Consider the following 13,331-nt stretch of genomic DNA (forward strand, 5'->3'; position numbering starts at 1 on the left):
ATTCCTGCGGGCAGGAGTGATCTTTCCGACCGGCGCGGTGGGCGCGTCACGGGGGCGGCGTCGGCCATCCTCGAAGGGGTAACGCAGCAGCAGGCACTACCGCACGCGTGACCTTCTCACGGTCACGCGTGCCCCCCTTGAGGAGCCCCCACATGCCCGCCACCCCCACCGCGACGCCCGCAGAGACCCCCGCCGAGCTCGTCGCCCGCCTCCGCGCCACCTTCCGCACCGGCCGCACCAAGGACCTCGTCTGGCGCACCGGCCAGCTGGGGCGGCTGCGCGCCCTGCTCACCGAGCATGGTGACGACCTCGCGGACGCCCTCCGCGCCGACCTGGGCAAGAGCCGCAAGGAGGCGTACCGGACCGAGATCGACTTCACGGTCCGGGAGATCGACCACACCCTGGAGCACCTCGCCGACTGGCTGCGGCCCGAGCCCGCCCCCGTACCGCCGCATCTCGCGCCCACCGGAGCCACCGCGCACACGGTGCTGGACCCGCTCGGGGTCGTCCTGGTCATCGCGCCCTGGAACTACCCGGTGCAGCTGCTGCTCGCCCCGGTCGTGGGCGCCCTGGCGGCCGGGAACTGCGTGGTGGTCAAGCCCAGCGAGCTGGCGCCCGCCACCTCCGCCGCCGTGGCCCGGCTGTTGCCGGACTACCTGGACACGGAGGCGGTCGGGGTCGTGGAGGGCGCGGTCGAGGAGACCACCGCCCTGCTGGAGCAGCGCTTCGACCACATCTTCTACACCGGCAACGGCACGGTCGGCCGGATCGTCATGGCCGCCGCCGCCAAGCACCTCACTCCGGTCACCCTGGAGCTCGGCGGCAAGTCCCCGGTCTTCGTCGACCGGGGCACGGACCTGGAGGCCGTGGCCGGGCGGCTGGCCTCGGGCAAGTTCCTCAACGCCGGGCAGACCTGTGTGGCCCCCGACTACGTGCTGACCGACCCGGAGACCGCCCCGGCCCTCGCGGAGGCGCTGGCAGCGGCCGTGGAGGGGCTGTTCGGGGCGGATCCGGCCGAGCACCCGGAGTACGGGCGGATCGTGAACGAGCGTCACTTCGACCGGCTCACCGGACTGCTGGACTCCGGCCGTACGGTGACCGGCGGCACCCACGACCGGGACACCAAGTACATCGCGCCGACCGTCCTGGCCGATGTCGCGCCGGACGCGCCCGTGATGGGCGAGGAGATCTTCGGCCCGATCCTGCCGCTGGTCACGGTGGACGGCCTGGACGGGGCCATCGGCTTCATCAACGACCGGGACAAGCCGCTCGCGCTGTACGCGTTCACCGACTCCCCCGCCGTACGGGAGCGGCTGCTGGCCGAGACCTCGTCGGGCGGGGTCGGCATCGGGCTGCCTCTGGCCCATCTGACCGTCCCGGACCTGCCGTTCGGCGGTGTCGGCGAGAGCGGCATGGGCAACTACCACGGCCGGTACTCCCTGGAGACGTTCAGCCACCGCAAGGCGGTCCTGGACACCCCGCTGAGCTGACGACGCACGAAGGCGCCCCGGACGGTTTCGGTATCCGTCCGGGGCGCCCTCGTGCGTACGCGGTCTCGGACCCCGGCGTACGTACGCGGTCTCAGACCCCGGCGTAGGAGTGCAGACCGGTGACGAAGATGTTCACGCCGTAGTAGTTGAACAGCCAGCAGGCGAAGGCGACCAGCGCCAGGTAGGCGGCCTTGCGGCCCTTCCAGCCGGCCGTGGCGCGGGCGTGCAGGTAGGCGGCGTAGGCGACCCAGGTGATGAAGGACCAGACCTCCTTGGGGTCCCAGCCCCAGTACCGGCCCCAGGCGTCGCCCGCCCAGATCGCGCCCGCGATGATCGTGAACGTCCACAGCGGGAAGACCGCCGCGTTGATCCGGTACGAGAACTTGTCCAGCGACGAGGCGGAGGGCAGCCGCTCCATGACGGAGGAGGCGAACTTCCCCGGTGTACCGCCGCCTGCGATCTTGTTCTCGTAGCTGTCGCGGAAGAGGTAGAGCACCGTGCCGACCGCGCCGAGGTAGAAGACGGCGCCGCAGATGATCGCGGTCGAGACGTGGATCCACAGCCAGTACGAGTGCAGCGCGGGCACCAGCTGGTCGCTGTCGGTGTAGAGCGTCGTGACCGCGATGCCCAGGTCGAGCAGGACCGTGGTGACCAGCGGGAGACCGATCCAGCGGACGTTCTTCCTCAGCGCGAGCAGCACCAGGTACGAGCCGACCGCCACGGTGGAGAAGGTGATCGAGAACTCGTACATGTTGGCCCACGGGGCCCGCTGCACCGACAGGGCGCGGGCGATGACACCGGCCGCCTCCACGACGAAGGCCACCACGGTCAGCGAGACCGCGATCCGGCCCCACAGGTCGCCCTTGAACGTGCCGCCCGCGGCCCCCGGCCCGTCCGGCACGTCCCGGGCCCCGGCGGCGGCGCGGGTGACGACCTTGGGCCGCTCCAGCACGGAGGTGGAGCCGCCCTGGGTGACGACCACCGGGGCGGACGCACCGGCCGCGGAGCCGGACAGCGCGGCGGCCGTGCGGCCGACCTTGCTGCGGCTGCCCAGGACCCACTCCGCGATGTGCGCGAAGAAGGCCAGGGTGTAGACGGCCATCGACGAATAGATCAGCACATTGCTGGTGTGCGCCAGGCTCTCGTTGGTAGCGGCGGCGAGATTCACTTCTCAGCCCCTTCGGCAGGTGCTTCAGCAGGGTGTACGGGCCGGCTCCCGGCCTCGTTCGCGTCAGGCTTCTCCGGCGCGTCAGGCTTCTCCGGCGCGTCGGGTTTCTCCGGCGCGGCAGGCTTCTTTGGCGCGACCGGCGCCGTCGTGATCAGGGCGGCCGCGAGGTCGCCCAGCTCCTCCGGCAGCTTCGCGGACTCGCTGCGGCCCAGGCCCGCCATCTCCACGACGGTCACCCCGTCCTCGCCGCGGACCGCCCGGACCCAGACCCGGCGGCGCTGGATGAACAGCGATCCGGCGAGCCCGGCGATGGCGGCGACGGCACCGCCGAGCGCGAGGCCGTTGCCCGGCTGCTGCGAGATCTGGAAGCTCGCCCACTCCTCGATGCCGTCGAAGGTGATGGAGCCCTCGCCGTCGGGCAGGTCCAGCTTCTCGCCGGGGCGCAGCATCTTCTTGAGCAGCTCGTCGTCCTCGTTCTTGAACTCCTTCATCTTGGACGTGTCGAGCTGGTACACGTTCTGCGGCAGGCCGGAGTCCACCCCGAGGGAGCCGCGGTAGGCGCTCAGCGCCAGCACCGGGAACTCCGCGCCGGGGAACTGCGAGAACATCTGGCCCTTGCCGTGGCCCGCGAAGGTCGGGACGAAGAAGGCCTTGAAGCCGAGCTGCGTCTTGACGCCGTATCTGTCGCGGTAGCCGTCCATCACCTTGATCGCGCCGGTGGAGGTGATGTTGTTGTCGATCGGCAGCAGCGGTACGGAGTTCCGCGAGACGACCTTGCCCTTGCCGTCCCGGACGGTGACGACCGGGGCGTAGCCGTGGGCGATGAGGTAGACCTTCGTGCCGTCCACGACGAGGGGTTCGTTGACGCGGATGACGCCCTTGCGCTCGGGGCCGTCCACACCTTCGGTGTACTTCACCCGGGCCTCGAAGGTGCGGGGCGTGCCACGCTGCGGGCCGCTCTCCTCGTACGTACCGACGAAGTCGTCCAGCACGAAGCTGAAGGGGGCCAGCGAGTCGGAGTCGTAGAGCGATCCGGACTTGAAGTCGTCGTACTGGGTGAGCGTGTTGGCGAAGCCGTCGCCCTCCACGACCAGCTTGCCGCCCTCGGACTTGAAGAGCTGCCCGGCGGCGAAGGCCACCAGCATCACGATCAACGCGATGTGGAAGACGAGGTTCCCGGCCTCGCGGAGGTAGCCCTTCTCGGCCGCGACCGCGTCGCCCGCCGCATGGGCCCGGAAGCGCCGCTTGCCCAGCACGCCGAGGGCCGCTTCGCGGACCGCCCCGGGCTCGGCCTCCGTGCGCCAGGTGGTGTACGCGGGCAGCCGGGTCAGCCGCTTCGGGGCGCCCGGCGGGCGGCTGCGGAGCTGGTCGACGAACTGGCCGGTGCGCGGCACGATGCAGCCGATGAGCGAGACGAACAGCAGGATGTAGATCGCGGAGAACCAGACCGAGCTGTAGACGTCGAAGAGCTGGAACTTCTCGTAGATCGGGGAGAGCGTGGTGTGCTGGTCCTTGAAGTTCTGGACCTTCAGGTCGTCGACGCTGGTCTGCGGGATCAGCGAGCCGGGGATGGCGCCGAGGGAGAGCAGGAAGAGCAGGATCAGCGCGACCCGCATCGAGGTGAGCTGACGCCAGAACCAGCGGACCCAGCCGACCACCCCCATGGCGGGGACGCCGGTCCCGGAATCGGACTCGGGGCGCTCCTCACGGGGCGCGGTGGACAGCCGATCGCCGGCCGCGTGGTCGACGCGCTCCTGCTCCCGCTCGGCCGCCGCATCTTCTGTACGAGCACCCGTGTCCGTGCTGCTGTTCGCCTTGCTCATGAACTCAGATCCCCACAACGAAGCCGCTGGACCAGGTCTGCATCTGCTGCATGAGCGTCGCCCACACACCCGTCAGCAGCAGGAGTCCGGTCACGATCATCATGCCGCCGCCGATCCGCATGACCCAGGCGTAGTGGCGCTTGACCCAGCCGAACGCGCCGAGCGCCTTGCGGAAGGCGACCGCGGCCAGGATGAACGGGACGCCGAGTCCGAGACAGTACGCGACGGTCAGTATCGCGCCGCGTCCGGCGGTGGCGCTCTCGGCGGAGAGGAACAGCACCGAGGAGAGCGTCGGGCCGATGCACGGCGTCCAGCCGATCCCGAACAGGGCGCCCAGCAGCGGCGCGCCGGCCAGTCCGGCCACCGGCCGCTTGTGGAGGCGGAACTCGCGCTGCGTCACCCCCGGCAGGAGCCCCATGAAGAAGATCCCCATGAGGATCATCAGGCCGCCGAGGACCTTGTTGAGCACCTCGGAGTGCATCTGGAGCTCGGCGCCGAAGTAGCCGAAGAGCGCCCCGGTGGAGGCGAACACGGCGGTGAAGCCGAGGACGAAGAGCGAGGCGCCCGCCACCACCCGTCCGCGCCGGGCATCGGCCAGGTCGGTGCCGCTGACCCCGGTGACGTAACTCAGGTACCCGGGGACGAGCGGCAGGACGCAGGGTGAGAAGAAGGAGATGAGCCCGGCCAGCAGGGCGATGGGCACGGCCAGCAGCAGGGCCCCGCTGACGACGGTGTCGTTGTACGAGGCCAGCGTGACGGTGCCCACGAGGGTGTCGTCGTACGGGGCGAGCGCGACGGTGTCGCTGTACGCGGCGAGCGGGATCACCGGATCACTTCTCCGCGATGATCGGGTCGATCATCCCGTGCAGCTGATCGGCGTCCAGTGGCTGGAGCGTGCGGGCCGCGATCTTCCCCTCCCGGTCGACCACCACGGTGGACGGGATGGCCTTCGGGTTCACGGTGCCCTTGGGGAAGCGGAGGACCAGCTTGCCGATCGGGTCGAAGAAGCTCGGGTAGGTGACCCCGTAGTCCTTCTCGAAGTTCACCGCGGGGTCCCGCTGCGCGTCCCGCGTGTTGATGCCGATGAACTGCACGCCCTGGTCCGCGGTCTCCTCGGAGACCTTCGCGAAGTACTTCGCCTCCAGGCGGCAGGGGCCGCACCAGGAGCCCCAGACGTTGAGCACGACGACCTTGCCCTTGTAGTCGGCGAGGTCGAGCGGCTTGCCGTCCAGGCTCTCGCCCTGGAGCTTCGGAGCGTCGGGGCGCTCCCCCTTCGCGACGGTGGAGATGCCCCCGCTGCCGGTGACGAAGTTGGTGTTGCCGCCGCCCTGGGCCTTGTTGCCGTCCCCGCACGCGGACAGCGTCAGGGCACCGGCGACGGCGGTGGCGGCGAGCAGGGTGAAGCGGCGTCGGGACGGGCGGCCAAAGCTCATGTGAAAAGTTTCGCATGGCAGTTCCGGGGATCTCCCGCACCCCCCTCGGTGCCCGTAAAGCCCCTTGTCAGGCCTGCTTAAAGAAGGAGTTCCAGCCGCCTGCGGGCGACTGTCCGACCTCCAGGGTGCGAAGCTTGGCGAGGACCGCGGGATCCTGCACGTCGAGCCAGTCGACGAACTGCCGGAAGGAGACGAGTCGCACATCCTTCTTACCGGCGGTCTTCTTGATCACTTCTTCCACAGCATCCATATAGATGCCGCCGTTCCACTCCTCGAAGTGATTGCCGATGAAGAAGGGCGCGCGATTCGTCGTGTAGGCGCGCTCGAAACCGGCGAGATACGCGCCGGTGGCCTGCTTGCGCCAGCCCGGATAACGCGAGGGCATCCCCTTGGTCGAATTCTTCGACTGATTGGCGAGGATGTTGTAGTCCATCGAGAGGACCTCGAAGGAGTGACCGGGGAACGGCATGCCCTGCAGCGGGAGATCCCAGACGCCGCCACGCTTGACGGGCCACATCTGGCGGCCGCCCGGCGAGCTGGCGTCGTAGCGCCATCCCAGTTTGCTCGCGGTCGGCAGGAGATTGTCCTGGCCGAGCAGACAGGGGGTGCGGCCGCCGATCAACTCCTTTCGGTAGTCGAACGGCAGCGGGTCCTCGTTCTCCCAGCCGGTGTTGGTCCGCCATTCCGTGACGAACGACACAGCCTGATCGATCTCGCTCTGCCATTGCGCGGGGGTCCAGCGTTCGACGGAACCGGAACCACCGCAGAAGTGCCCGTTGAAGTGCGTGCCGATCTCATGGCCGTCCAGCCAGGCCTGGCGTACGCCCTTCAGCGTGTCCTTGACGTGGCCGTCGGTGAGATAACCGATGTCGGAGGCGCCACGGGGGTTGTTCGGAGGACGGTAGAGGGATTTCTTGGACTCGGGCAGCAGATACAGCCCGGAGAGGAAGAAGGTCATCGCGGCGTCGTGCTCTTTCGCCAGTTCGAGAAAGCGCGGGAAGAGGCCGTTGCCGACCTCGCCCGCCCCGTCCCAGGAGAAGATCACGAACTGCGGCGGCGTCTGGCCGGGTTCGAGCGGGACGGGGGCGGCGGGCTGACGGGGCTGCTTCCCGGTGTCGGCGGTGGAACCGTCGCCGATGAGCCGGGCCTTGCTCTTCGGCGAAGCGTTTCCGCCGTCGCCGCCGCTGCCGGTGTCGCCCTTGCCGCCGTCACCGTCACCCGGCCGGCCGCCCTCCGAGGAGCCGGAGGAACCCGAGAAACCGCAGCCCGCGAGTCCGATCGCGGCGGCGGTGCCGAGCCCCGCGCCGAGCAGTCCCCTTCGATTGATGTCGCGCATACCGTCCCCATCTGCGGTCGTTTTATCTCAAGGCCATACAAACTGCTGAAGAGTGAGAGGCCTCGGGCAACACGACGGTTCCGTGCAATTGGGGAGTTTCTTTACGCTTTACCTTCCGGCGGGGCGTCCGGGCAGCTCTGAGGGGCACACGGCCGAGCGGCGGGCCGGGCCCGCCCCACCCTGCGACTCTGCCGCGTTCACGTCAAGGCCGATGCCCGCCGGCTTCACCAGGGCATCCGCCAGGAACCCGCGCCGGCAGGCGTAGTCGTGGCCGCCGTTGTGGAGGTTGCGGGTGACCCGGCAGCCCGTCGCGGAGTCCGGCGGCGAGCATGGCCGGCCAGGGCGTCCCGATCGCGTCCGGCGGGAGGACCCCGTCGGCCAACACACCGGTGTCTCCCGCCCTGTACGGCACCGGCAACGAGAACGGGACCGACCGCGGTGGCGGTCGGTCCCGTGTGTTCACGGCGCGGGGGCGAGTCAAGCGCCGAAGGCCTTCGACTTCCCCTTCACCGGCTTCGCCCCGGCCAGCAGGTGCGCGGGCACCAGGTCCCTGGCCGGCTCCGAGTAGCCCACCGAGACGATCCTGTCGCCCTGGTACGTGAAGCTGGTCAGCGAGGCCAGCGTGCACTGGCGCTTGCGCGGATCGTGCCAGAGCCTGCGGCGCTCCACGAACGAGCGGACGATCCAGATCGGCAGCTGATGGCTGACGCAGACCGCCTCGTGCCCGCGCGCCGCGTCCCTGGCCGCGTCGAGCGCGCCCATCATGCGGACGACCTGCTCGATGTACGGCTCACCCCAGGACGGCTTGAACGGGTTGGTGAGGTGCTTCCAGTTCTCCGGCTTCCGCAGCGCCCCGTCGCCGACGCCGAAGGTCTTGCCCTCGAAGACGTTGGCGGCCTCGATGAGCCGCTCGTCGGTGGCCAGGTCCAGGCTGTGCGACTTGGCGATGGGCGCGGCCGTCTCCTGGGCGCGCTCCAGCGGGGAGGCGACGACATGGGTGATGTCGCGCTTCTCCAGGTGGTCGGCGACCCGGTCGGCCATCTGCCGGCCCAGCTCGGAGAGGCTGAACCCGGCGCGCCGCCCGTACAGCACACCGTCCGGGTTGTGCACCTCGCCGTGGCGCATCAGGTGCACCACGGTGATGTCCTTGCGGCTTCCGTTCTCGCTCATGCGGTGGCCTCCGATGCGGCACGGGCGGCGGCGGGCAGGGCGGCGGCGATCCGCTCGACCGCCCGCTCGTCGTGGGCGGTGGAGACGAACCAGGACTCGAAGGCGGAGGGCGGCAGGTAGACGCCCTGCTCCAGCATCGAGTGGAAGAAGGCGGTGAAGCGGAAGGCTTCCTGCTTCTTGGCGTCGTCGTAGTTCCGCACCGGCTGGTCGGTGAAGAAGACCGAGAACATGTTGCTCGCCGAGGAGACGGTGTGCGCGACGCCTTCCTTGGTGAACGCGTCACCTACCAGGGAGCGCAGTTCGGCGGAGACCGCGTCGATCTTCGCGTACGCCGCGTCGTCGAGGAGCCGCAGCTGCGCGAGGCCGGCCGCGGTGGCGACCGGGTTCCCGGAGAGGGTGCCCGCCTGGTAGACCGGGCCGGCCGGGGCGAGGTGCGCCATCACGTCGGCGCGGCCGCCGAAGGCCGCGGCGGGGAAACCGCCGCCCATGACCTTGCCGAAGGTCATCAGGTCGGGGCGAACGCCGTCGATGCCGTACCAGCCGGCCTTGGACGTACGGAAGCCCGTCATGACCTCGTCGGAGATGTACAGGGCGCCGTCCGCCGCGCAGAGCTCCTTGAGCCCGGCGTTGAAGCCGTCGGCGGGCGGCACGACGCCCATGTTGCCGGGCGAGGCCTCGGTGATCACGCAGGCGATCTCGCCGGGATGCGCGGCGAAGGCGGCCCGCACGGCCTCCAGGTCGTTGTACGGCAGCACGACGGTGTCCCCGGCCGTGGCGCCCGTGACCCCGGGCGTGTCGGGCAGACCGAAGGTGGCGAGGCCCGAGCCCGCGGCGGCGAGCAGGGCATCCACGTGACCGTGGTAGCAGCCGGCGAACTTCACGACCTTGGCCCGGCCGGTGAAGCCGCGGGCCAGCCGGATCGCCGACATGGTCGCCTCGGTGCCGGAGGAGACCAGGCGGACCTGCTCGACCGGTTCGATCCGCGCCACGATCTCCTCGGCCAGTGCGACCTCGCCCTCACCCGGCGTACCGAAGGAGGTGCCCCGGGAGACCGCTTCCTGGACGGCGGCGATGACCTCGGGGTGGGAGTGGCCGAGAATCATCGGCCCCCACGAGCAGACGAGGTCGACGTACTCGCGGCCGTCGGCGTCGGTGAGGTACGGACCGGTGCCGGACACCATGAACCGGGGCGTACCGCCCACAGCCCGGAAGGCACGCACGGGTGAGTTCACGCCGCCGGGCGTCACGACGGACGCCCGGTCGAACAGCGACTGCGAAACTGGGGCTTCGTATGAATACGCCACTTTGGTCCTGATCTGCGATTCGGGTGTCGGGAGGCCGGGCCGGAGAATCAAAGGTAATCCCGGCCACCGGTGAGCAGGGAGCGCGCTCCCCTCGTATCACGAAAGAGCGTCGGCACCCTCACGTCTGCGAAACTGGGGCGACATAGGGAAAGCTCACACATGCCATGGTGTCAGAGGCACGGACGGTCTCGCGGACAGGTGTTTCACCGCACGCCCGCGGGGGAGGTCACTGACACGATGATCGGGTTGCGCGGCGGGGGCTGTGTCTCCTAAGAAGTAGTCGGGTGGATGAGATATGCATCGCGGTGGCGGAGTGGGCGAAGGGACCGACGACCTGGGGCCCGAGCCTGCCCGGCGAGGGCGGCACCGGCGAAGGGCCGAGCGCGCCCAGGGCAGGGGCGCGGAGAGCACACCGCCCCCCGGGATCAGGAGCGGTGGCGGGATGGGGGTGACCTACAAGTACTTCGGCGCCCCGGACGGGGCGACCGCCGCACGCGTGCCCATCTCGATGCGCCCGGAGGAGCTGGGCGGCGACGAGCTGGGCATGGGCGGCATGTTCACCAAGATCAAGCCGGAGACGGTGGCCGCCATGGTGCTGACCGGCATCCAGGGCATACCCCTGCACAAGGTCCCCCCGCTGGAGCTGGTCGTCCTCCACCCCGACTACGCGGTGGTCAAGCTCCCCATGACCGTCGTCGACCCCCTGCGCGGCGTCGGCGAGGAGTCCGTCGGCGCGGCGGCCTTCATCTGGTCCACGGTCCCCGACCGCGGCGGCCCGCGCGACGCCTTCAACGTCTACCAGCTGCTCCACGAGTGGCAGGACTTCTCCCACCGGCTGCATGACGCGGGGCACCAGGCGTACTGCCTGGTCTGGCCCTGACGGCCCGAGGGGCCCTCTGGCCCTGACGGCCCGCAGGGCCCCCGCCCACGTGCACCTATCCGGTCGAATCGCGCCAATATATGGCTGAAGTCCAGTCTTCAGCCCGTCGGCCCGTCCCACCTCCGCCGATGCAGAGGGCAACGACCCCCTCAAGGAGGACCGCGGTGGGCGACGGCTGCCGGCCCTCTCCGTCGCGGTACCCGTCCTCTTCGGCGGCATCTACGCCGCCTGCGACTGCTGGTGACGCCGCAGGCACGACTGCTGGTGACGCCGCAGGCACCGACGCCACCGTCCCCGTGCACCCACCACGCGGCCCGCCTCGCCGAGCGGGCCACGCTGGTGCGGGCCCGAGGAGATCGTCGACGACGCTTACGCCGCACTCGGCCCCCTCTACGGCCCTCCGGCCGCCCCGGCTCCGACCGCCGCCGGCCCGCCGCACTCAGCCCCCGGCAGGACGGCTCCACCCCGGATCGCGCCCCGTCACGGCCAGGACCCGCTCGAAGGCCGTAGCCCCCGTCCCCACCGGGAACGGCTCGCCGAACACCTTCATCTCCCGGGCCTGCGGCGCCAGAGCCGCCAGCCCCGGCCCCACCTCCTCGACCACCCCCGGATCCGGGACGAACTCCGCGCCCGTCGCCCGCGCCAGGTCCCACGCGTGCACGGTCAGATCGCCCAGCACCATCAGCCCCACCGTCCGGGCCGGCAGCCCCATCTGCCCGGTCGTGCCCTCCTCTGCACCCGGCGCATCCCACGCCTCCACCAGCCGGGCTGTCTCCTCACCGAACCTGCCCCGCCAGTCACCCGTCACGAACTCCGGCTCCTGGCCGAAATCCACCTCCTTGCGGGCCGCGAGGGCCTGGAAGTTCACGACCACCAGGAACAGGTGGTTCAGCAGCGCCCGTACGTCGTACTCCGCGCACGGCGTCCGGCGGTCAAGCTGTCCGTCGTCGATCCCCCGCACGACGGGCAGGGCCCGGCCCGCGGCGGCTTCCAGCAATGCACTGATCTTCGGCGTCATGCCTCCCACCCTCCCCCTCCGGACCGCCCGCGTCTTGAAGAAACGCGACAGGCCCGCGCCGGCTCCCTAGGATCGATGTCATGGCCGCCGGACCTCGCCGCGACACCCGGGGCATCGTGGACGCCCCGGACCTGTTCACGCGCGTCCACTTCCGCCGCCGCGAGCCCGCCCCCGCGCTCCGCCCCTACCTGGAGCACTACTGGCTCATCGACTGGGACCTCGACCAGCCCTACGCCGCCCACGTCGTCCCGCACCCGTCGGTGAACCTCGTCCTCCAGCGGTACGAGGCCGGCGAGAGCGTGGCGGAACGGGCCGGGTACGCCGAGGTGGCGGGCATCGGCCTCGGGCTCTTCACCCGGAAGCTGACGGGGCGCGGCCGGGTCTGCGGGGTGCAGTTCCGGCCCGGCGGCTTCCGCCCGTTCGCGCCGGAGCACGCCCTGAGCGACCTGACGGGACGCCAGGTCGCCGCCGCCGAGGTGCTGCGTACGCCACCGCCCGTCGGCGCGGTCCTGGACCCGGCCGACGAGGACGCCCGGATCGCCGCCCTGGACGCCTGCCTGCTCGCCCTGGCGCCGCGCCACGACCCGCAGGCCACGCTGGCGACGGAGCTGGTCGACCGGGTGCGTACGGACCGCTCGGTGTGCCGGGCCGGCGAGCTCGCCCGGGACGCGGGGCTGACCCCCCGCTCCCTGCAACGGCTCTTCTCCGCGTACGTCGGGGTCGGCCCCAAGTGGGTCATCCTCCGCTACCGCATCCACGAGGCGCTGGAGCGCGCCGAGTCCGACCCCGCCGTGGACTGGGCGCGGCTGGCGGCCGACCTCGGCTACAGCGACCAGGCCCACCTGGTACGGGACTTCACCGCGACGGTGGGCGTGCCCCCGACGGCGTTCGCGCCACCACCGTGAAGGCCCCGCACAGCCCCCGAATGCGTGGCCGCCCACCCCTCCCCGGTGGCATCCTGACCGGGTGAACGGACCCGAGATCATCCTCGAAGTAGCCCCTGAGCTGCGGCTCTTCGTCCCGCACGACCGCCGGCAAGGCCCCACACCACTCAGCACCGACGGCGCCTCCACCCTCGGCCATGTCATCGAGTCCCTCGGCGTCCCGCTCACCGAGGCCGGCACGCTCCTGGCGAACGGCGCTCCGGTGGCCCGCTCCCACATCCCGGGACCGGGCGAACACATCGACGTACGAGCCGTCGAGCGCCCCCAGCAGGTCCCCGGCGCACCCCTGCGCTTCCTCCTCGACGTCCATCTCGGCACGCTGGCGCGCAGGTTGCGGCTGCTCGGCGTGGACGCGGCGTACGAGAGCGAGGACATCGGCGACCCCGCACTCGCCGTCCTCTCCGCGCGGGAGCGGCGTGTCCTGCTCTCCCGGGACCGCGGGCTGCTGCGCCGCCGGGAGATCTGGGCGGGGGCGTACGTCTACAGCGACCGCCCCCAGGAGCAGCTCCGCGACATCCTCGGCCGCTTCGCCCCGGCCCTCGCCCCGTGGACCCGCTGCACCGCCTGCAACGGCACGCTGGCGGAGGCGGACAAGGACGCGGTGAGCGAGCTGCTGGAGCACGGCACCCAGCAGGCGTACGACGTGTTCGCCCAGTGCACGGCGTGCGCCCGGGTGTACTGGCGGGGCGCGCACCACGGCCACCTGGAGACGATCGTCGCCGATGCCGTACGGGAGTTCGGGGGTGCGGCGGCGTAGCGGCAGGC

Annotated in this window: 12 protein-coding genes; 4 read left to right on the forward strand and 8 right to left on the reverse strand. The window is 70.8% G+C overall.

The window, feature by feature from the left end; all coding sequences use genetic code 11:
- The first annotated feature begins 152 nt into the window (after window positions 1-152).
- Complete coding sequence (locus ABZ154_RS24000) at window positions 153-1,490, forward strand: aldehyde dehydrogenase family protein (protein WP_356835759.1); 1,338 nt, start codon at window positions 153-155, stop codon at window positions 1,488-1,490.
- 91 nt (window positions 1,491-1,581) lie between these two features.
- Here ABZ154_RS24000 and ccsB read toward each other — a convergent pair whose 3' ends face one another.
- From ccsB to hemL, 7 genes are all read right to left on the reverse strand, one after another.
- A complete protein-coding gene (gene ccsB / locus ABZ154_RS24005; RefSeq protein ID WP_356835761.1) occupies window positions 1,582-2,658 on the reverse strand; it encodes a c-type cytochrome biogenesis protein CcsB in 1,077 nt (358 codons plus the stop codon).
- Window positions 2,655-4,481, reverse strand: a complete 1,827-nt coding sequence (locus tag ABZ154_RS24010; RefSeq protein WP_356835763.1) for a cytochrome c biogenesis protein ResB — start codon at window positions 4,479-4,481, stop codon at window positions 2,655-2,657. Before ABZ154_RS24010 ends, ccsB begins: the two co-directional genes overlap by 4 nt.
- 4 nt (window positions 4,482-4,485) lie before the next feature.
- Complete coding sequence (locus ABZ154_RS24015) at window positions 4,486-5,247, reverse strand: cytochrome c biogenesis protein CcdA (protein WP_356835845.1); 762 nt, start codon at window positions 5,245-5,247, stop codon at window positions 4,486-4,488.
- Between the two features lie 64 nt (window positions 5,248-5,311).
- A complete protein-coding gene (locus ABZ154_RS24020) occupies window positions 5,312-5,914 on the reverse strand; it encodes a TlpA disulfide reductase family protein (protein WP_356835765.1) in 603 nt (200 codons plus the stop codon).
- Window positions 5,915-5,981: 67 nt separating this feature from the next.
- A complete protein-coding gene (locus ABZ154_RS24025; protein WP_356835767.1) occupies window positions 5,982-7,250 on the reverse strand; it encodes a hypothetical protein in 1,269 nt (422 codons plus the stop codon).
- 477 nt (window positions 7,251-7,727) lie between these two features.
- The gene (locus ABZ154_RS24030; RefSeq protein WP_356835769.1) at window positions 7,728-8,420 is read right to left on the reverse strand and encodes a histidine phosphatase family protein; all 693 of its coding nucleotides are present in this window, start codon (window positions 8,418-8,420) and stop codon (window positions 7,728-7,730) included.
- Window positions 8,417-9,724, reverse strand: a complete 1,308-nt coding sequence (gene hemL, locus ABZ154_RS24035) for a glutamate-1-semialdehyde 2,1-aminomutase (protein WP_356835771.1) — start codon at window positions 9,722-9,724, stop codon at window positions 8,417-8,419. Before hemL ends, ABZ154_RS24030 begins: the two co-directional genes overlap by 4 nt.
- A 295-nt stretch (window positions 9,725-10,019) precedes the next feature.
- On the opposite strand from hemL, the gene ABZ154_RS24040 reads away from it, so the two are divergent.
- Complete coding sequence (locus ABZ154_RS24040) at window positions 10,020-10,604, forward strand: hypothetical protein (protein WP_356835773.1); 585 nt, start codon at window positions 10,020-10,022, stop codon at window positions 10,602-10,604.
- 439 nt (window positions 10,605-11,043) lie between these two features.
- On the opposite strand, the gene ABZ154_RS24045 is transcribed toward ABZ154_RS24040, so the two are convergent.
- Window positions 11,044-11,622: a TIGR03086 family metal-binding protein gene (locus ABZ154_RS24045; protein ID WP_356835775.1), complete on the reverse strand. Its 579-nt coding sequence runs from the start codon at window positions 11,620-11,622 to the stop codon at window positions 11,044-11,046.
- A gap of 80 nt (window positions 11,623-11,702) precedes the next feature.
- Between ABZ154_RS24045 and ABZ154_RS24050 the strand changes: the two genes are divergently transcribed.
- Together ABZ154_RS24050 and ABZ154_RS24055 are read left to right on the forward strand one after the other, a co-directional pair.
- Entirely contained in the window at window positions 11,703-12,527 is an 825-nt protein-coding gene (locus tag ABZ154_RS24050) for a helix-turn-helix domain-containing protein (protein WP_356835777.1), read from the forward strand.
- Between the two features lie 61 nt (window positions 12,528-12,588).
- Window positions 12,589-13,323, forward strand: coding sequence for a Mut7-C RNAse domain-containing protein (locus ABZ154_RS24055; protein WP_356835779.1), 735 nt, complete (start codon window positions 12,589-12,591; stop codon window positions 13,321-13,323).
- The last annotated feature ends 8 nt before the right edge of the window (window positions 13,324-13,331 follow it).

Source organism: Streptomyces sp. NPDC006261 (genome assembly GCF_040613515.1).
Taxonomy (GTDB): Bacteria; Actinomycetota; Actinomycetes; order Streptomycetales; family Streptomycetaceae; genus Streptomyces.

Excerpts from the sequence above, each read along its gene's own strand:
- ABZ154_RS24000 (WP_356835759.1), top strand. The coding sequence starts at position 153 with ATGCCCGCCACCCCCACCGCGACGCCCGCAGAGACCCCCGCCGAGCTC.
- ABZ154_RS24010 (WP_356835763.1), bottom strand. The coding sequence starts at position 4,481 with ATGAGCAAGGCGAACAGCAGCACGGACACGGGTGCTCGTACAGAAGAT.
- ABZ154_RS24020 (WP_356835765.1), bottom strand. The coding sequence starts at position 5,914 with ATGAGCTTTGGCCGCCCGTCCCGACGCCGCTTCACCCTGCTCGCCGCC.
- ABZ154_RS24025 (WP_356835767.1), bottom strand. The coding sequence starts at position 7,250 with ATGCGCGACATCAATCGAAGGGGACTGCTCGGCGCGGGGCTCGGCACC.
- ABZ154_RS24030 (WP_356835769.1), bottom strand. The coding sequence starts at position 8,420 with ATGAGCGAGAACGGAAGCCGCAAGGACATCACCGTGGTGCACCTGATG.
- ABZ154_RS24040 (WP_356835773.1), top strand. The coding sequence starts at position 10,020 with ATGCATCGCGGTGGCGGAGTGGGCGAAGGGACCGACGACCTGGGGCCC.
- ABZ154_RS24045 (WP_356835775.1), bottom strand. The coding sequence starts at position 11,622 with ATGACGCCGAAGATCAGTGCATTGCTGGAAGCCGCCGCGGGCCGGGCC.
- ABZ154_RS24050 (WP_356835777.1), top strand. The coding sequence starts at position 11,703 with ATGGCCGCCGGACCTCGCCGCGACACCCGGGGCATCGTGGACGCCCCG.